Here is a 17,758-nt window from a genome sequence, read left to right on the forward strand (position 1 = left end):
TCTTGAGGCATCAACCGCCTCAAGGAGGACCCGATGTCCCGCTCCCGCCGTATCCGTCACTCTCTCCTCGCCGTCGCGGCGATCCCGCTCGTCGCGATCCCGATCGCCACCCCGGCCCTCGCGGTGGCCGCGGTCAGCGCCACCAAGACGTACGCAGCCGAGTCCGGCCCCGGCTACGGCGGCTCCGTCGAGAACTACGGCGGGGCCTATGGCGGCGGGATCGTGGACCCCTACCGGCAGAGCCTCGGCACCTCGACCGCGGCCGTCGACTCCGAGCCCGCGACCGAGGCCGAGTCGACCGGCGTCGTGCTGATCAACACCACGGTCGGCTACGGTACCGGACAGGGCGCGGGCACCGGGTTGACGATCACCGGCGACGGGATCGTGGTGACCAACCACCACGTCGTCGAGGGCGCCACCTCGATCACCGTGACGGACCCGAGCACGGGGGAGACGTACGCCGCGACGGTCCTCGGCTACGACGACGTCCATGACGTCGCGGTGCTGCAACTCGAGGACGCCTCGGGGCTCCCGACGGTCGCGACCGACCAGGATGCCGCGACGCAGGGCGAGGAGGTCACCGCCGTCGGGAACGCCGAGGGCCAGGGCTCGCTGTCGGCCGCCGACGGCACGGTCACCGACCCGAGCACCGCGATCACCGTCAACAACGAGGACGGCACCACCGCCGAGCTCAGCGACCTGATCCAGACCGACGCCGACGTCGTCTCCGGCGACTCCGGCGGCGCGCTGCTCGACGAGGACGGCGAGGTCATCGGGATGAACGTCGCCGCGACCTCGGGCTCGGCCGAGATCTCCGGCTACGCCATCCCGATCGACACCGTGCTCGACATCGCCGCCCAGATCCTGGCCGGGGAGGAGTCGGGCGACGTCGAGATCGGTGGCTCGGCCGCCGCGCTCGGCGTGCAGGTCGACACGACCAGGTCGACGCTGGTCGTCGGCTTGGTCGAGGACGGCGCCGCCGGGGCCGCCGGGATCACCGAGGGCAGCACGATCACCTCCGTCGACGGGACCGCCGTGGCCAGCATCGACGACATCACCTCGGTGCTCGGTGACCACGAGCCCGGTGACGAGATCCCGGTCAGCTGGACCGATGCCGCCGGCGAGCCCCACACCGCGACCGTGACGCTCGGCGAGGGCCCGGTCGCCTGACCACGAGGGTCAGCGGCTCGGTCCGTCGTCGTCGCTCGGGCCGCCCGTCGACTCGTCGGAGATCGGTCGCTCCGCCCTGATCGGGATCGCGCCGGTGTAGCCCTCGCGTTCGAGGGCGATCTGCTGGACACGGTCGCGGACGAGTCGCCAGCCGATCATCAGCGCCGGGATGATGACGACCAGGGTCGCGACCGTCCAGGTGCCGATCGGGTAGTCGAAGCCCATCAGGACCAGCACGGTCGCAAGGAACACGAGCGTGGCGTAGCCGGTCCACGGTGATCCCCACAGCCGGAAGTCGGGCCGGTACATCAGGCCCTTCTTCCAGCGCCGGTAGAGCTGGATCTGGCAGATCACGATGGTCGCCCAGGACGCGATGATGCCGAGGGCCGACATGTTCAGCACGATCTCGAACGCCTGGCCCGGCACGATCGCGTTCAGGCCGACGCCGAGGAGCGTGATGCAGCCGGTGAGCAGGATCCCGCCGAACGGCACCCCGTTCCTCGACATCCGCGCGGTGAAGGTCGGGGCGCTCCCGCTCATGGCCATGGACCGCAGGATGCGCCCGGTCGAGTAGAGGCCGGCGTTGAGCGAGGAGAGCGCCGCGGTCAGCACCACGAGGTTCATGATGGTGCCGGAGTTCGCGATCCCGAGCTGGTCGAAGAACGTCACGAACGGGCTCTCGTCCGCCCGGTAGGTCGTGTAGGGCAGCAGCAGCGCGAGCAGCACCAGCGAGCCCACGTAGAACACCGCGATCCGGGCGATGACGGAGTTGATCGCCCGGGGCATGATCTTGGCCGGCTCGGCGGTCTCGCCGGCGGCGGTGCCGACGAGCTCGACCGCTGCGTACGCGAAGACGACGCCAGAGATGACGATGACGAGCGGGAGGACACCGACCGGGAACAGCCCGCCGTTGTCGATGACCATGCCGATCCCGGTCTCCTGGCCGTTGAGCTCCTCACCGCCGGCGAGCACGATCATCCCGAGCACGAGGAAGCCCAGCAGCGCGACCACTTTGATGAGCGCCGCCCAGAACTCCAGCTCGCCGAAGAGCTTGACCGAGATCAGGTTCATCGAGAGCACGACTGCGAGCGCGACGAGCGCGATCACCCATTGCGGGACGACCTCGAAGGTGCCCCAGAAGTGCATGTACGTCGCGATCGCCGTGACGTCGACGATGGAGGTCATCGCCCAGTTCAGGAAGTACATCCAGCCGGCGGCGAACGCGGCCGGCTCACCCAGGAACTCCCGGGCGTAGGAGACGAACGATCCCGACGAGGGGCGGTGCAGCACGAGCTCGCCGAGCGCGCGCAGGATGAGGAAGACGAACACGCCGCAGAAGGCGTAGACGAGGAACAGGCCCGGCCCGGCCTCGTGGAGGCGGCCGCCGGCTCCCAGGAACAGTCCGGTGCCGATGGCGCCGCCGATCGCGATCATCTGCAGCTGCCGTGGGCTGAGGCTCTTGTGGTAGCCCTCGTCCTCGTCGGTCAGGCCGCTGACCTGGCCGCTGGTCTGGTCTTCGGTGTCTGTCATCGGCCCGCTCCCGGTCCGGAGTGCGGCGGCTCGGGCACGTCCTTGAACAGGAGCCACCCGCCGACGACGGCCGCGACCGCCGCCACGGCGTAGCCGATCAGCGACCACCAGCCGAGATGCAGGTACGCCGTCACCCCGACGATCGCCAACGCGAGGAACACCATCGTCATGCCGATGATCGGCGTCCGTGGCCTGTATGGATCCCGTGCCAATGCGATCACCTCACCTGCCGGGCCCCCGATGGCCCCGCTCCGGGGACCCATTAGAGCGCATCGAGCGGTATCTCGCGGTGACCGGACGTCGCCCGGCGTTTCCGTTCCGCAGGACGGCAAATAACAGTAAGGTCGCCTTACAGTTAACCCCCATGAAGGAGCGTTCGATGCGTAGCTCGAGGATCCGCACCATCCGCACCACACTCACGGCGACCGCCGCTCTGGCTCTCGTCCTGGTCGCCCCGCTGGCCGCGCCGGCCGCCGTGCCCGGCCCCGATACCGGTGGCCCGGCCACCCGCACCGGAGAGGTCGAGGCGGCAGCCCTGACCTGGTCCGACGAGTTCGACGGGCCTGCCGGCAGCGCCCCGAACGGCGCCAACTGGAACTTCGAGACCGGAGGCGGGGGCTGGGGCAACAACGAGCTCCAGACCTACACCGACTCCCGCGACAACTCAGCCCTCGACGGCAACGGCAACCTGGTCATCACGGCCCGGCAGAGCGGGAGCGGCTACACCTCGGCGCGGCTCACCACCAAGGGCAAGGTCCAGCCGAAGTTCGGCCGCCTGGAGGCTCGGATCCAGATCCCGCGCGGGCAGGGGATCTGGCCGGCTTTCTGGATGCTGGGCGGCCAGTTCCCGAACACGCCGTGGCCGAACGCCGGCGAGATCGACATCATGGAGAACGTCGGCTACGAGCCCCACCTGGTCCACGGCACCCTCCATGGTCCGGGATACTCCGGCGGCAACGGCATCACCGGTCAGTACATGCACCCGCAGGGCTGGTCCTTCGCCGACACCTTCCACACCTTCGCCATCGACTGGCGCCCCGGCTCGATCACCTGGTCCGTCGACGGGGTGGCCTACCAGACCTTCACCACGGCCAACACCGGCGCCAACCCCTGGGTCTTCGACCAGCCGTTCTTCTTCATCCTCAACGTCGCCGTTGGCGGCAACTGGCCCGGCAACCCCGACGGCACGACCCAGTTCCCGCAGAGCATGGTCGTGGACTACGTACGCGTCTACGACTCCCAGCTGTGAGGTGATCAGCCGAGGCCGGTGAGGGCGAACCACAGGCAGACGATGCCCACGGTGACGTCGAGGCCGATGCACCACAGTGCCAGGGACCGGGGGACGACCCGGTCCCTGGCGAGGTGGTAGGCGTCCCATGCGGCGTGCGCGATCAGGGTCAGGGCGGCCAGGCCGAGACCCAGCGCGGGGCTGAGGAAGAGGGCCGCGACGGCGATCCCGAAGTAGCCGACCATGCCGCCGGCCTCCAGGGCTGTCGCCCGCTGTCGGCGGGTGACACCCACCACCACCAGGACCGTGCCGGCTGCGGCGATCAGGTGCCACCAGGTGGCTCCGAGCAGCTCGCCGAGGACCACGAGCGCCGTGCCGGCGGCGACCGCGGCCCAGGCCGTCCACCGCGACCCGAGCGCGCCGGCGGCGAGGTAGGCCAAGGTCGCGATCCCGGCAGGGATCGCGGAGGACTCGGCCGAGACGCCGCCCTGTGTCATCGCGATTCCGCTGGCGACCCCGACCAGCACCGGGATGGCGGCGATGCTCGTGCGCCACGGGGTGGGCGTGTTGTCGGTGTGTGCGGTCATGGCGGGAACCTATACCCGCCTAGGGTATTCGCGCCGCTGAATAATCCTCGCCCTCCATGTGCGCGAACTCAGCCCTCGCGATGGGCGCTCAGCCCGTCCTTCCCGGGGGCGACCGAGTCGTGGAGCCTGATCGTGTGGTCGTAGTGCTCGTCGGCCATCGGCCGGTAGTCGATCCGCGGCTCCGTCATCACGCCCTGCAGACGTACGCTCAGGTCGGCCTCGATCCGAGCCATCAATTCGGCGTCGATGGTGTCGGTGTCGGTGATCAGATGCGGGCGCAGCGGGTCCATCCCGGTGTACCAGAACGTGCCGTGGAGCAACGGCCACAGGACGTCCTCGATGTCGCCGCTGATCCCGCGCGGACCGAGGGTCGCGGCCCGGTCGCCGGCGGTGACGATGGTCAGCGCGCGCTTGCCGGCCAAGCCGCCCTTGCCGTACTTGAGCGGCTTGCCGGTCTCCGGGTCCGGTACGTCGAAGGCGAACCCCGACTCGAAGACCCGGTCGATCCAGCCCTTGAGGATGGCCGGCACCGAATACCACCACAGCGGGAACTGCACGACCAGCAGGTCGGCATCCCGTAACCGGTCCTGGTGGCGGCGTACGTCGGCCTCGCCCCGCTCCACCAGAAGTGGATTGAAACCTTCTCGATAGAGGTCGATCTCGTCGACGCTCCAGCCTGCTGTGCCGAGCGCGTTGACGCCGACCTCGCGCAGCCGTCCGTTGAGTGATGACGCGTGCGGATGTGCCCATACCCAGAGTGCGTGCATGGGGCCCTGAACGCCGTCTGACGCGGAGGGATTCCCGCCTGGATGCGGGCGGGCGTCGGCGCGGTCTGATGACAAAGTCCGGATCTCGCTCAAATTAGCGGCCTCAGAGTGTTGACGTATGTGATTGCCATCACTAGCGTAAACCAGGCTTGAAACCTTTCAATTCGAGGAGCTGCCCATGCCGGACACACCCGCCGCACTGGAGCTGCGGGACGTGGCCAAGTCCTTCGGCCCCGTACGCGCCCTCCGGTCCGGAAGCCTCCGGGTCGAGGCCGGATCCATCCACGCGCTCGTGGGGGAGAACGGAGCCGGGAAGTCGACCCTGGTCAAGATCGTCGCCGGGCTCTACCGCCGCGACGCCGGCGACTACCTGCTCTCCGGGGAACAGGTCGACTTCCGCAACACCGCCGACGCCAAGCAGGCGGGGGTCGCGGTCATCTACCAGGAGCCGACCCTCTTCCCCGACCTCTCGGTCACCGAGAACATCTTCATGGGACGCCAGCCGACCAACCGCTGGGGCAAGATCGACCGCGCCGCGATGCGCACCGAGGTCGTCGAGCTCTTCGCCAGGCTCGGAGTCCCGATCGAGCCCGACCGTCCGACCGAGGGCCTCTCGATCGCCGACCAGCAGCTGATCGAGATCGCCAAGGCGCTCTCGCTCGACGCCAAGGTCCTGATCATGGACGAGCCGACCGCCGCCCTGTCGGGCAACGAGGTCGAGCGGCTGATGAGCGTGGCGCGCACGCTGCGCGACCAGGGCTGCGCCGTGGTCTTCATCTCGCACCGCTTCGACGAGGTGTTCGCGCTCTGCGACACGATCACGGTGATGCGCGACGGCGCCTACATCTCCACCGACCCCATCTCGGCGGTCACCGAGGACGAGATCGTCCAGCGGCTCGTCGGGCGCGAGGTCTCCGACCTCTACCCGAAGCTCGAGGCCACCGTCGGCAAGCCCCTGCTCGAGGTCAAGGGCCTCACCAGCACCGGCCTGTTCCAGGACATCAGCCTCACCGTCCGCGAGGGCGAGATCGTCGGCCTGGCCGGCCTCGTCGGAGCCGGGCGCAGCGAGGTCGCGCAGGCGATCTTCGGCGTCGACCCCTACGAGAGCGGCGAGGTCACCCTCGAGGGCAAGCCGGTCCCGCCGGGTGACCCGAGGCGAGCGATCGAGATGGGGCTGGCGTTCGTGCCCGAGGACCGCCGCCAGCACGGTCTCGTCCTGGACGCGCCGATCTCGCGCAACATCACCCTCCCGACGAGCGGCCGGCTCGCCCGCACCGGGCTGATCAGCACCGGCATCGAGAACCGCTCGGCCGCCGACTGGGCCGCCCGGCTCGAGGTCAAGGCCGCGACGCTCGACACCCTGGCCGGCACGCTCTCGGGCGGCAACCAGCAGAAGGTCGTCCTGGCCAAGTGGCTCTCGACCCGACCCAAGGTGCTGATCATCGACGAGCCCACCCGAGGCATCGACGTCGGCACCAAGTCCGAGGTCCACCGCCTGCTCTCGACCCTCGCGCAGGAGGGTCTCGGGATCCTGATGATCTCCTCCGAGCTCCCCGAGGTGCTCGGTATGGCCGACCGCGTGATCGTCCTCAGCGAGGGTCACCAGACGGCCGAGCTGAGCCGCGCGGAGGCGACCCCCGAGGCCGTCATGCGTGCGGCGACGGCCCACCACTCCACCACCCTGAACGTCAGCGAGGCATCATGACCACCACGCTCGACGCGCCCGCCCCGGCCGCGCCGCAGCCACGCCACCGAGCAGCCGGCCGGCTGACCTGGCTCCTCAAGCAGCGCGAGACCGGCATCGCCGTCGCCTTCATCCTGCTGCTCGTGGTGACCACGGCGGTGAACCCCAACTTCCTGTTCAGCACGGACGGTTGGCGCGACCTCACCCTGACCCCAGCGATCCTGGTGTGCCTGGCGATCGGCCAGGCGATGGTGATCGTCACCCGCAACGTCGACCTCAGCGTCGGCTCGACCCTCGGGCTCACGGCCTACCTGGCCGGGCGGCTCTTCCTCGACACCGGCCTCCCGGTGATCCTGGTCGTCCTGATCGCCGTCGCCGCGGGCGCCGTGCTCGGTCTGATCAACGGGGCGCTGGTCGCCTTCGCCAAGGTGCCGGCGCTGGTCATCACCCTCGGCACGCTCTACGTCTACCGCGGGATCATGCTCGAGTGGGCCGGCAGCGACCGGATCAACGCCTCCGACATCCCGCCCGGGCTGCTCGACTTCGGCACCGGATCGTTCCTGTTCATCCCCAACCTCGCCTGGATCTCGTTCGCGCTGCTGGCGGTCGCGATCTACCTGATGCGCTCCACGCGTGTCGGCCGCGAGTTCTACGCGATCGGCTCCGACCCCGACGCCGCCACCCTCTACGGGCTGCGTGACAAGCGCCGGGTCCTGCAGGCGTTCGCCACCTCGGGCGCGCTCGCCGGCCTCGCCGGGATCCTGTACGTCTCCCGCTACGGCACCATCAGCTCCGGCGTCGGCCAGGGCATCGAGCTCGAGGCCGTCGGTGCCGCGGTCGTGGGTGGCGTGGCCATCTTCGGCGGCAGCGGCACGGTGCTCGGGGCAGCCCTGGGGGCGTACCTCCTCGTCACCATCAACCGGGCGCTCCCGATCCTCGGCATCCCCGACTTCTGGCAGCAGGCCGTCGTCGGCGCGCTGATCATCGGCGCGATCGTCCTGGACCGCTACTTCGCCCGCCGTCAGCACGACAAGCTCCTCGCAGAGAGGGAAGACTCATGAGTGAGCGCCAGCGAACGACAACAGGTGTCAGGCCGCCACGTCCGTACGCTTCGATCTCCTCAACGGAGGTGGCGGCATGACGTTGCTCTCCGAGAAGGCAGCGCCGAGGACGTACGCAGCGCACGCCAAGCCGTGGTGGCAGCGCACCCTGATGACCAGGGACTCGGCGATCATCGCCCTGCTCGTGGTCGTCTGGCTGTACGCCTCGATCGCGATCCTCAACTTCTCCGACCCGATCACGGTCTACTTCCTGGTCCTCGACATCACGCCGATCCTGCTGATCGCGCTGCCGATGACGCTGATCATCATCACCGGCGAGATCGACCTGTCGGTCGCAAGCGTCGTCGGGCTCTCCAGCGTGCTGTTCGGGGTGCTGCACCGTGAGGGCCTCCCGATGGTCGCCGCGATGGTGATCGCGCTGCTCGCCTGCGCGGTCGCGGGAGCCCTCAACGGGGTGCTCGTCACCCGCTTCGGACTGCCGTCGCTGGCCGTCACGATCGGCACCATGGCGCTCTTCCGCGGCATCGCGGTCGGCGCGCTCGGCACCACCGCGATCACCGACTGGCCCGACTCCTGGGGCGACGCCGTCCAGGCCCGGATCGGCGACTCCCAGATCCCGCTGATGACGATCCCGCTGGTCGTCCTGATCCTGATCTTCGCCGTGATCCTGCACTTCACGCCCTTCGGGCGCGGCATCTTCGCGGCCGGGCTCAGCAAGGACGCGGCGCGCTTCTCCGGCGTCAACGTCGACCGTACGAAGCTGATCCTGTTCACGCTCAGCGGGCTGGTCTCGGGGCTGGCGGGCATCTACTTCACGCTGCGCTACGGCAGTGCGCGTGGTGACAACGCCACCGGGCTGGAGCTCCAGGTCGTGGCCGCGGTGCTGCTCGGCGGCGTCTCGATCTTCGGCGGTCGCGGGGCCATCCCCGGGGTCATCGCCGGCGTCGTCCTGATCGGGACAATCGGCAGCGCGCTGCGCCTGGACGGACTCAGCGCCAACATCATCCAGATCATCACCGGCGTACTTCTCATCGCAGCGGTCATCGCGGCCAGCGTCCTCGGTTGGACCGGTCGCATCGTCGGCACCTATCGCCGGCAACACAGCTCGGACGAACCATCCTCAAAGAAATCGGAGTGAGAGACATGACCAGCAAGTTCCGACGCGCAGGCAGTGCCGTCGCCATCGTTGCGGCCCTCGGCCTCGCCCTGTCCGCCTGCGGCGGCGGGAGCGACAGCGGCAGCGATGGAGAGGGTGGCGGCGACACCAGCAGCATCACCTTCATCCCGAAGAACCTCGGCAACCCCTACTTCGACGCCTCCGACACGGGTGGCAAGAAGGCCGCCGACGAGATCGGTACGAAGTGGGAGCAGGTGGGCCCGACCGAGTCGACCCCCGACTCCCAGGTCAGCTTCATCAACACCGCGACCCAGCAGCGCGCCGGCGCGCTCGTCGTCTCGGCCAACGACCCGACCGCCATCGGTGACGCCCTCGACGAGGCCCGCAACGCCGGCACCAAGGTCGTCACGATGGACTCCGACACCGAGCCGCAGTTCCGTGACGTCTTCGTCAGCCAGGCCGACGCCGCCGGCATCGCCAAGAGCCAGGTCGACCTCATCGCCGAGCAGATCGGCGGCAAGGGTGAGATCGCGATCCTCTCGGCGGCGGCCAACGCCACGAACCAGAACGAGTGGATCAAGCTGATGGAGGAGGAGCTGGCCGCGAGCCACCCCGACATCAAGCTCGTCGACACCGTCTACGGCAACGACGACGACCAGACGTCCTTCGACAAGACCGCCGGCCTGCTGCAGTCCCACCCCAACCTCAAGGGCATCATCAGCCCGACCACGGTCGGCATCGCCGCGGCCGCCCGCTACCTCTCCGACTCGGAGTACAAGGGCAAGGTCGCGCTGACCGGTCTCGGCACCCCGAACCAGATGCGGGAGTACATCAAGGACGGCACCGTGAAGTCCTTCGCGCTGTGGGACCCCGAGCAGCTCGGCTACCTGGCCGCGTACACCGCCGACGCGCTCGCCTCGGGTGACATCGAGGGCAAGGAGGGCGACACCTTCGAGGCCGGTGACCTGGGTGAGTACACCGTCGGCGCCGACGGCGTAGTCGTCCTGGGTGAGCCGACGGTCTTCGACGAGTCGAACATCGACGACTTCGATTTCTGACGTCCAGCCCCGTGTAACACGCTGTTCGTAGCACTACTCGCCCTATCGGAACGACCGGATAGAACTACGAACGGCGTGTTACCCGAGTTCGCCGCCGAGCTGTGAGAGCAGCTCGGCGGCGTTCGTCATGCAGCGCTCGGGGTCGGGCTCGAGGTCGGTGAGCGCGCGCACGAGGGCGGCTCCCACCTGCTCCGCCTCGATGGGGGAGAGGGTGGTGCGGCCGCAGACGACGACGGCGCGGATGTTCGCCTCGCGGGCAGCCTGGAGCACACCCATCGGCGCCTTGCCGGACAGGGTCTGATGGTCGAAGGAGCCTTCGCCGGTGACGACCAGGTCGGCACCGTCGAGGGCCTCGTGGAAGCCGACGAGGCCGAGCAGCAGCTCGACACCGCGCTCGACCCGCCCGCCGAGCACCGCGAGAGCGGCGAACCCGACGCCGCCGGCCGCTCCGGCGCCGGGCGCCTCGACGATCTCGGCGCGATCGCGTCCGGTGGTCTCGGCGACCGTGGCTGCGTACGTCGCCAGGGCTGCCTCGAGCAGCTCCTGGTCCGCGGGACCGGCGCCCTTCTGGGCGGAGAAGGTGGCGACCGCACCGCGGGGACCGAGCAGCGGGTTGTCGACGTCGCAGGCGACCACGATCTCGGTCTCCTGGAGGCGAGGGTCGAGGCCGGAGAGATCGATCGCGGCGAGGCTGCCGAGCGATCCACCGCCCTCCGGGACCTCGGCCCCGGATGCGTCCAGCAACCGTGCGCCGAGGGCACGCAGCATCCCCGCGCCGCCGTCGTTGCTGGCGCTCCCGCCGAGGCCGAGAACGACCGTGCGGGCACCACCGTCGACGGCGGCGAGCACGGCCTCACCGAGACCTCGTGAGGACGCTGTCAGCGGGGCGAGCCGGCCGCCGGGCAGCCGGAGCAGCCCGCACGTGTCGGCGAGCTCCACGACCGCCAGGTCGCCGCGTACGGCGTAGTGCGCCGCCACCGGCTCGAGCGTCGGGCCGGCGACCTCGACCGGCACCAGGTCGAAACCGGCCCCGTCCAGCGCCGCCACGGTGCCGTCGCCGCCGTCGGCGATCGGCACGATGCGTACCTCTGTCTCGGGGTTCGCGGCAAGGATTCCGGCGGCCACCGCCTCGTCGACCTCGCGTGCGGTCAGGGAGCCCTTGAACTTGTCGCAGGCGATGACGACCCGACGAGCCGGCATCACAGGTGGGGGAGGACGAGGTCGCGGTAGCGCTGCGCCATGGTGGCGAGCACGTCGTCGGGGTCGCCGGCCCAGACCGCCTCGTTGAAGATCTCGACCTCGACGTCGCCGGTGTAGCCGGTCGCGGCGACCATCTGTGTGATCGACGCGAAGTCGATGACCCCGTCGCCCATCATCCCGCGCGCCAGCAGCGCGTCGGCGGGGATCGGCAGGTTGAAGTCGCAGACCTGGTACGCCGCGATCCGGCCCTCGGCTCCGGCCCGCTCGATCTGGGCCGCGATGTCCGGGTCCCAGAAGACGTGGAAGGTGTCCACGACGACCGCGACCGCGTCGACCGGGTGCGGCGCGGCCAGATCGAGTGCCTGGCCGAGGGTCGAGAGGACCGCGCGGTCGGCGACGTACATCGGGTGCAGCGCCTCCAGGACGAGCTTCACGCCGTGGTCACCTGCGTACGGTGCCAGCTCGGCGAGCCGCTCGGCGACCCGCTCCCGGGCGCCGGCCAGGTCCACGTCGCCCTCGGGTAGGCCGCCGACGACCATCACCAGCGCGTCGGTGCCGAGCGTCGCGGCCTCGTCGATCGCCCGCTTGTTGTCCTCGAGCGCGCTGGCGATCCCGGCCTCGTCGGATGCCGTCAGGAAGCCGCCGCGGCAGAGCGAGGAGACGCGCAGCCCGGCATCGCGGACGAGCTTGGCGGCCTTCTCCAGCCCGGCCTCGTGCACGCGGTCGCGCCACAGCCCCAGGGCGGGGATGCCGGCGCGGGCGGCTCCGTCGACGGCCTGCGCAAGGGTCCAGGAGTTGGTGGTCTTGGTGTTGAGCGAGAGGCGTTCCAGCCCGGTGATGCCGTCGGTCACTGGTCGACTCCTTGCACGGTGAGGAAGGCGCGCATGCGTGCGGCCGCGAGGTCGGGCTTGGTCAGCAGGCCGGCCGCGTCCGCGAGCCGGAACACCTCGGCCAGATGGGGAACCGAGCGACCGGTGTGCAGGCCGCCGGCCATCGAGAAGCCGGGCTGGTGGCCGTTGAGCCAGGAGAGGAACGCGATCCCGGTCTTGTAGTAGTAGGTCGGCGCCTCGAAGATCTTGCGGCCGAGCGCCTGGGTGCTCTCCAGCAGCTGCCTGGCCGTCTCGGGATCACCCTCGTCGAGTGCCTGCAGCGCGGCCGAGGCGGCCGGGTAGATCGCGGCGAAGATGCCGAGCAGCGCGTGCGAGAACTCGCCCTCCTCGGTCCCCTCGCCGACGATCAGCTCGGGGTAGTTGAAGTCGTCCCCCGTGTAGAGCCGTACGCCGCCGGGCAACGCCCGGCGCAGCCCGACCTCGTGCTCGGCGTCGAGGAGCGAGACCTTGACCCCGTCGACCTTGCCGGGGCGGGCCCGGATCACGTCGAGGAAGGTCTCGGTCGCCTCCTCGACCGAGGAGGAGCCCCAGTAGCCCGCCAGTGCCGGGTCGAACATGTCGCCCAGCCAGTGCAGGATCACCGGGCTGTCGGCCTCGTCGAGCAGGGTTGTGTAGACCTCGGCATAGTCCTCGGCGCTGCGAGCGACCCGTGCGAGCGCGCGCGAGGCCATCACGATCGTGGTCGCGCCGGTGTCGGCGACGACCTTCATCTGCTCGCGGTAGGCGTCGATGACGGTGGCCAGGCCTTGTCTGCCTTCGGGGACAGCGGACAGGGAGAGCTGGTCGGTGCCGGCGCCGCAGGCGATCGCCCCACCGACAGTGGCCGCCTCGGCGGCAGAGCGGCGGATCAGCTCGGCCGCGGCGGTCCAGTCGACGCCCATGCCGCGCTGGGCGGTGTCCATCGCCTCGGCGACGCCGAGTCCGTAGGACCACAGCTCGTGCCGGTAGGCCAGGGTGCGGTCCCAGTCGATGTCCGCGGGGGCGCCGGGGACGTTCTCGGCCAGCGTGCGGGGGACGACGTGGGCCGCGGCGTACGCGGTGCGGGAGGTGAACGGCGCACTCGGCTTCGTCCACTCCGTGGGGGCCGCGAGCGTGTAGAGCTCGGTGCCGCCGTCGGGCAGCGGGAGGCGTACGGAGGTCACAGCTGGATCTCTCCGAGCTCGATCCGGCGGCCCTCGGCGGACGAGGTGAGCCCGGCCTCGGCGAGCCTCACCCCACGGACCCCCGCCATGAAGTCGTAGGGGTGCTCGCCGTCGCCCTCGACGTAGCGGATGAACTGTTCCCACTGGGCCTTGAAGCCGTTGTCGAAGGGCTGGTTGTCGGGGACCTCGGACCACTGCTCGCGGAACCGGATGCTCTCGACCAGGTCGGGGTTCCAGACCGGCTTCGGGGTCAGGTTGCGGTCCTGGGCGACGCAGTGGTGCAGGCCGGCGACGGCGGAGCCGTGGGTGCCGTCGACGTGGAACTCGACCAGCTCGCCGCGGTTGACACGGGTGGCCCACGAGGAGTTGATCTGCGCGACGATCCCACCCTCGAGCTCGAAGATGCCGTAGGCGGAGTCGTCGGCCGTGGCTTCGTAGCGCGCGCCCTTCTCGTCCCAGCGCTCGGGGATGTGGGTGACGACCCTGGCGGTGACGGCCTCGACCTTGCCGAAGAGGTTCTCCAGCACGTAGTTCCAGTGGGGGAACATGTCGGTGGTGATGCCGCCGCCGTCCTCCTTGCGGTAGTTCCAGCTCGGCCGCTGGGCGGGCTGCAGGTCGCCCTCGAAGACCCAGTAGCCGAACTCGCCGCGCACGCTGAGGATGCGGCCGAAGAAGCCGGAGTCGACGAGCCGCTTCAGCTTGAGGAGGCCGGGGAGGTAGAGCTTGTCGTGGACGACGCCGCTCTTCACCCCGGCGTCGGCCGCCAGGCGCGCCAGGCGCAGCGAGCCCTCGACGTCGTCGGCGATCGGCTTCTCGGTGTAGACGTGCTTGCCGGCCGCGACCGCCTTGGTGATGGCGACCTCGCGGACGTTGGTCAGCTGGGCGTCGAAGTAGACCGTGTCCTCGGCATTGGCGAGGGCCTCGTCGAGGTCGGTGGTCCAACGGTCCAGGCCATGCTCCTTGGCGATGTCCTGGAGCTTCTCGGCATTGCGTCCTACCAGGATCGGGTCGGGCAGGATCCGGGTGCCGTCGGAGAGCTCGACACCGCCCTGCTCCTGGATCGCCAGGATGCTGCGCACCAGGTGCTGGCGGTAGCCCATGCGTCCGGTGACGCCGTTCATGATGATGCCGAGCCGTCGTGTGGCCATGTGAGGGTTCCTCGTCTGCTGGAATCGCGGGAAAGCGATGGGGGAAAGCGCTTTCCAGTACGGTATGGCAAATGTGATGGCCGTCGCAAGAGGGTGTTCCGCCGAGCCGGCGTTCAACCCCGCCGAGTCGGCGCGTCTGTCTCAGCCAGGAACGCCGAGTCGGCGCGTCTGTTCCATGTCGTAGCGCCGACTCGGCGCCGGTTCTCGGGACAGTTGCGCCGAGTCGGGGGGTGTCAGGTACGCGGGGGAGTGCTCTCCCGCAGCACGACCTCGCCGTGGACGGACCGCTTGCGAAGCTCCGCTGACGGCTTGCCGAGGACGAGCTCGAGCGCGAGCCTGCCGATGTCGGCCAGCGGGAGACGTACGGTGGTCAGCCCGGGTGTCACGTCGCGCAGCGTGGCGATGTCGTCGAAGCCGGCGACGGCCAGATCGGGGCCCACCTCGACGCCGGCCTGCCGGCAGGCGGCGAGGGCGCCGACCGCCATCAGGTCGTTGACCGCGAAGACGCAGTCCACCTTCGGGCCGTCCTCGAGCAGCCGGGTCATCGCCCGGCGTCCGCCGTCCCGGCTGAACTCGTCGGAGACGCACGCCGGCTCCGAGCCGGTCGCCTCCCGCCATCCTTCCGCGAAGCCGGCGTGACGCTCGGCCGAGACCAGCAGGTTCTCGGGGCCGGTGAGCACCGCGGCGCGGCGGTAGCCGAGGCCGACCAGCCGCTCGGCCAGTGCCTTGGCGCCGCCGTGGTTGTCGATCACGACGGTGTCGACAGGCAGGCGCGGCTGGCTGATCGCGGCCGCCCGGCCGCCGCCGTCCAGGTAGGAGGTCAGCAGGTCCGCGACCTCGCTGGTGTGGCGTACGTCGGCCGTGTCGCTTCCCGCCAGCACGATCGCCCGGCTGCGCTGGCGCCGCAGCGCGGCCAGGAACTTCTGCTCGCGCTCGGGCTGGCCGCCGGTGTTGCACAGCATCACCAGCAGGCCGTGCTTCTCGGCCTCGTCGGCCAGGCCGCCGGCGATGGTGGAGAAGTAGGGGTCGGAGATGTCCTTCACCAGGAGCCCGACCGTCTCGGTCGAGCCGCGCGCCATGGCCTGGGCGTTGGCGTTGGGCGTGTAGCCGAGCTTGCTCGCCGCGGCCAGGACCCGCTCCTGCAGCTCGGGGCGCACCACCCGGTCGCTCCCGTTCAACGCGCGCGACGCGGTGGCCAGCGAGACCCCTGCCTCGCGGGCGACATCGCTCAGCGTCGCTGCGCGTTCTCCGGCCAACTGACTCTCCTTCGGCTTCCGATCCTGGAGCCTAAGGCATCCGACGAAGACGTACGCCCGCTCGTGCTCCGGTCGGCTCGGCGGTCAGGGGCGTCCGAGGGTGGAGGCGCGGGCGACGAGCTCCGGCGTGAAGACGACCTGCTCGTGCTGGTGGTCGGGGTTGCCGACCTCGTCGAGGAGGAGCTCGGCGGCGCGGCGGCCGAGGTCCTGGCGGGGCTGGCGTACGGAGGAGAGCGGCACCGCAGCGGCGGCGGCGAACTCGATGTCGTCGTAGCCGACGATCGCGAGGTCGCCGGGCACGGTTCGGCCGCTGGAGATCGTTTGTTGTAGGAGCCCGAGCGCGAGCAGGTCGTTGGCGCAGAACGCGGCGGTGGGGCGGCGCCGGGCGGGCAGTCCGACGAGCCGTTCGCCGGCGGCACGGCCGGAGGCGACGGTGGGAGCGTCGCAGGTGAGCACGACCAGGTCCTCCGGCGGCAGCCCGGCCTCGGCCCAGGCCTGCCGGGCGCCCTCGCCGCGGTCGCGGACCTGTCCGATCGACTCCGGGCCGCCGACGTACGCCACCCGCTTGTGGCCGGCGTCGATGAGGTGCTCGACGGCCAGCCGGCCGCCCAGGACGTCGTCGACGGCGACGGAGCAGAACGACGACCCGGCCCGGGTGCGGTCGACGATGACGACCGGGGTGCCCCGCTCGATCAGCTGGTCGAGCTGCGGGTCGTCGGGGTCGACCGGGGTGATCAGGATGCCCTGGACCCGCTGCTGCTGCAGGTGGGCCAGATGGGCGCCCTCGCGGGCCGAGCGGCCGTCGCTGTTGCACAGGAAGAGCGAGAGCCCGGCCGCCTCGGCGGCCAGCTCGATGCCACGGGCGACGTCGGTGAAGAACGGGTTGCCGGCGTCGAGCATGACGTAGGCCAGCGACTGGGTGCTGCCGGTGCGCAGCGAGCGCGCCGACTCGTTGCGTACGAAGCCGAGGTCGGCCATCGCGCGCTCGACCCGCTCGCGGGTCGTCCGGCTGACCCGGTCGGGGCGGTTGAGCACGTTGGACACCGTGCCGAGGGAGACGCCTGCGGTGGCCGCGACATCCTTGACCGAGGCGCTGCGCGGGGTACCCGCACCTGGTGTGATCGCCACCTGGGCTCCTTCCTGAAACGTTCAATCGCAGCATAGGCCGTGGGCGGCGCTGGTGACGAGGAAGGACGCTACCGGGATTGACCGATGTCGGACATGCTCATTAGCGTCCGTGCCTAAATCGTTTCATCGGAGGTCGTCATGGAGCGCGTCTGCTTCCAGCTGCAGGTCAAGCCCGAGCGGATCGAGGAGTACAAGCGGCGCCATGCCGCCGTCTGGCCCGACATGCTCCGAGCGCTCGCGGAGACCGGCTGGCACAACTACTCGCTGTTCCTGCGCCCCGACGGCCTGCTCATCGGCTACGTCGAGACCCCCTCCATCGAGGCTGCTCAGGCGGGCATGGCGGCCACCGAGGTCAACGCCCGCTGGCAGGCGGAGATGGCCGAGTTCTTCGAGGACCTCGACGGTGTCGCGCCCGACGAGGGCTTCCTCCGCCTCGAAGAGGTCTTCCACCTCGAGGACCAGCTCGGTCGCGCCTGAATCCCTCGCCGAGTCGGCGCGTTCTAACGCGCCGACTCGGCGACGGTTGCGGTCAGGACGGGCCGACTCGGCGACGGTTGCGGTCAGGACGGGCTGACTCGGCGACGGTTGCGGTCAGGACGGGCTGACTCGGCGACGGTTGCGGTCAGGATGGGCTGACTCGGCGACGGTTGCGGTCAGGATGGGCCGACTCGGCGACGGTTGCGGTCAGGACGCGCCGACTCGGCGAGGGTCGGCGCGGAACTGAAACGCAACGAAAGCCGTCCTCCTCTTGACGCAAGTGACGTGCGCCACTAACGTCGGATGCGCGCTTTG

General features: G+C 70.1%; 17 protein-coding genes. 7 read left to right on the forward strand and 10 right to left on the reverse strand.

Features of this window, described 5'->3' with window-relative positions:
* Positions 1–33: 33 nt before the first annotated feature.
* A complete protein-coding gene (locus ACW14X_RS23510) occupies positions 34–1,170 on the forward strand; it encodes a S1C family serine protease (protein WP_457163499.1) in 1,137 nt (378 codons plus the stop codon).
* Between the two features lie 9 nt (positions 1,171–1,179).
* On the opposite strand, the gene ACW14X_RS23515 is transcribed toward ACW14X_RS23510, so the two are convergent.
* Positions 1,180–2,700 (reverse strand): amino acid permease, encoded by a 1,521-nt coding sequence (locus ACW14X_RS23515; protein ID WP_457163500.1) that lies wholly within the window; start codon positions 2,698–2,700, stop codon positions 1,180–1,182.
* Positions 2,697–2,870: a hypothetical protein gene (locus ACW14X_RS23520; protein WP_350712807.1), complete on the reverse strand. Its 174-nt coding sequence runs from the start codon at positions 2,868–2,870 to the stop codon at positions 2,697–2,699. The genes ACW14X_RS23515 and ACW14X_RS23520 overlap by 4 nt, the downstream gene beginning before the upstream one ends.
* Before the next feature lie 209 nt (positions 2,871–3,079).
* Between ACW14X_RS23520 and ACW14X_RS23525 the strand changes: the two genes are divergently transcribed.
* Entirely contained in the window at positions 3,080–3,949 is an 870-nt protein-coding gene (locus ACW14X_RS23525) for a glycoside hydrolase family 16 protein (RefSeq protein WP_457163501.1), read from the forward strand.
* A 5-nt stretch (positions 3,950–3,954) separates the two neighbouring features.
* Here ACW14X_RS23525 and ACW14X_RS23530 read toward each other — a convergent pair whose 3' ends face one another.
* Both ACW14X_RS23530 and ACW14X_RS23535 read right to left on the reverse strand, forming a co-directional pair.
* Positions 3,955–4,515 carry a hypothetical protein gene (locus tag ACW14X_RS23530; protein ID WP_457163502.1) on the reverse strand — a complete coding sequence of 187 codons (561 nt, stop codon included), beginning with the start codon at positions 4,513–4,515 and terminating at the stop codon, positions 3,955–3,957.
* 68 nt (positions 4,516–4,583) lie between these two features.
* Positions 4,584–5,282 (reverse strand): NAD(P)H-dependent oxidoreductase, encoded by a 699-nt coding sequence (locus ACW14X_RS23535; protein ID WP_457163503.1) that lies wholly within the window; start codon positions 5,280–5,282, stop codon positions 4,584–4,586.
* A gap of 178 nt (positions 5,283–5,460) precedes the next feature.
* On the opposite strand from ACW14X_RS23535, the gene ACW14X_RS23540 reads away from it, so the two are divergent.
* The 4 genes from ACW14X_RS23540 to rhaS all read left to right on the forward strand — a co-directional run bounded on the left by ACW14X_RS23540 (position 5,461) and on the right by rhaS (position 10,202).
* Positions 5,461–6,987 (forward strand): sugar ABC transporter ATP-binding protein, encoded by a 1,527-nt coding sequence (locus tag ACW14X_RS23540; protein ID WP_160028462.1) that lies wholly within the window; start codon positions 5,461–5,463, stop codon positions 6,985–6,987.
* Positions 6,984–8,027 carry an ABC transporter permease gene (locus ACW14X_RS23545; RefSeq protein WP_160028464.1) on the forward strand — a complete coding sequence of 348 codons (1,044 nt, stop codon included), beginning with the start codon at positions 6,984–6,986 and terminating at the stop codon, positions 8,025–8,027. Before ACW14X_RS23540 ends, ACW14X_RS23545 begins: the two co-directional genes overlap by 4 nt.
* Before the next feature lie 76 nt (positions 8,028–8,103).
* Entirely contained in the window at positions 8,104–9,165 is a 1,062-nt protein-coding gene (locus tag ACW14X_RS23550; RefSeq protein ID WP_160028466.1) for an ABC transporter permease, read from the forward strand.
* A gap of 5 nt (positions 9,166–9,170) precedes the next feature.
* On the forward strand, positions 9,171–10,202 hold the full coding sequence (gene rhaS, locus ACW14X_RS23555) for a rhamnose ABC transporter substrate-binding protein (RefSeq protein WP_160028468.1): 1,032 nt from the start codon (positions 9,171–9,173) through the stop codon (positions 10,200–10,202).
* A gap of 78 nt (positions 10,203–10,280) precedes the next feature.
* On the opposite strand, the gene ACW14X_RS23560 is transcribed toward rhaS, so the two are convergent.
* The 6 genes from ACW14X_RS23560 to ACW14X_RS23585 all read right to left on the reverse strand — a co-directional run bounded on the left by ACW14X_RS23560 (position 10,281) and on the right by ACW14X_RS23585 (position 16,966).
* The gene (locus ACW14X_RS23560) at positions 10,281–11,402 is read right to left on the reverse strand and encodes a glycerate kinase (RefSeq protein ID WP_457163504.1); all 1,122 of its coding nucleotides are present in this window, start codon (positions 11,400–11,402) and stop codon (positions 10,281–10,283) included.
* Positions 11,402–12,253, reverse strand: a complete 852-nt coding sequence (locus ACW14X_RS23565; RefSeq protein WP_457163505.1) for a sugar phosphate isomerase/epimerase family protein — start codon at positions 12,251–12,253, stop codon at positions 11,402–11,404. Before ACW14X_RS23565 ends, ACW14X_RS23560 begins: the two co-directional genes overlap by 1 nt.
* Positions 12,250–13,434, reverse strand: a complete 1,185-nt coding sequence (locus ACW14X_RS23570) for a dihydrodipicolinate synthase family protein (protein WP_457163506.1) — start codon at positions 13,432–13,434, stop codon at positions 12,250–12,252. Before ACW14X_RS23570 ends, ACW14X_RS23565 begins: the two co-directional genes overlap by 4 nt.
* On the reverse strand, positions 13,431–14,582 hold the full coding sequence (locus ACW14X_RS23575) for a Gfo/Idh/MocA family protein (RefSeq protein WP_350712798.1): 1,152 nt from the start codon (positions 14,580–14,582) through the stop codon (positions 13,431–13,433). Before ACW14X_RS23575 ends, ACW14X_RS23570 begins: the two co-directional genes overlap by 4 nt.
* 233 nt (positions 14,583–14,815) lie before the next feature.
* Positions 14,816–15,838 (reverse strand): LacI family DNA-binding transcriptional regulator, encoded by a 1,023-nt coding sequence (locus ACW14X_RS23580; protein ID WP_160028476.1) that lies wholly within the window; start codon positions 15,836–15,838, stop codon positions 14,816–14,818.
* 84 nt (positions 15,839–15,922) lie between these two features.
* The gene (locus tag ACW14X_RS23585; RefSeq protein ID WP_350712796.1) at positions 15,923–16,966 is read right to left on the reverse strand and encodes a LacI family DNA-binding transcriptional regulator; all 1,044 of its coding nucleotides are present in this window, start codon (positions 16,964–16,966) and stop codon (positions 15,923–15,925) included.
* A gap of 138 nt (positions 16,967–17,104) precedes the next feature.
* Here ACW14X_RS23585 and ACW14X_RS23590 point away from each other — a divergent pair, with 138 nt between their 5' ends.
* Complete coding sequence (locus ACW14X_RS23590; protein ID WP_400466236.1) at positions 17,105–17,443, forward strand: L-rhamnose mutarotase; 339 nt, start codon at positions 17,105–17,107, stop codon at positions 17,441–17,443.
* The last annotated feature ends 315 nt before the right edge of the window (positions 17,444–17,758 follow it).

This window comes from Nocardioides sp. YJ-D4 (genome assembly GCF_054031495.1).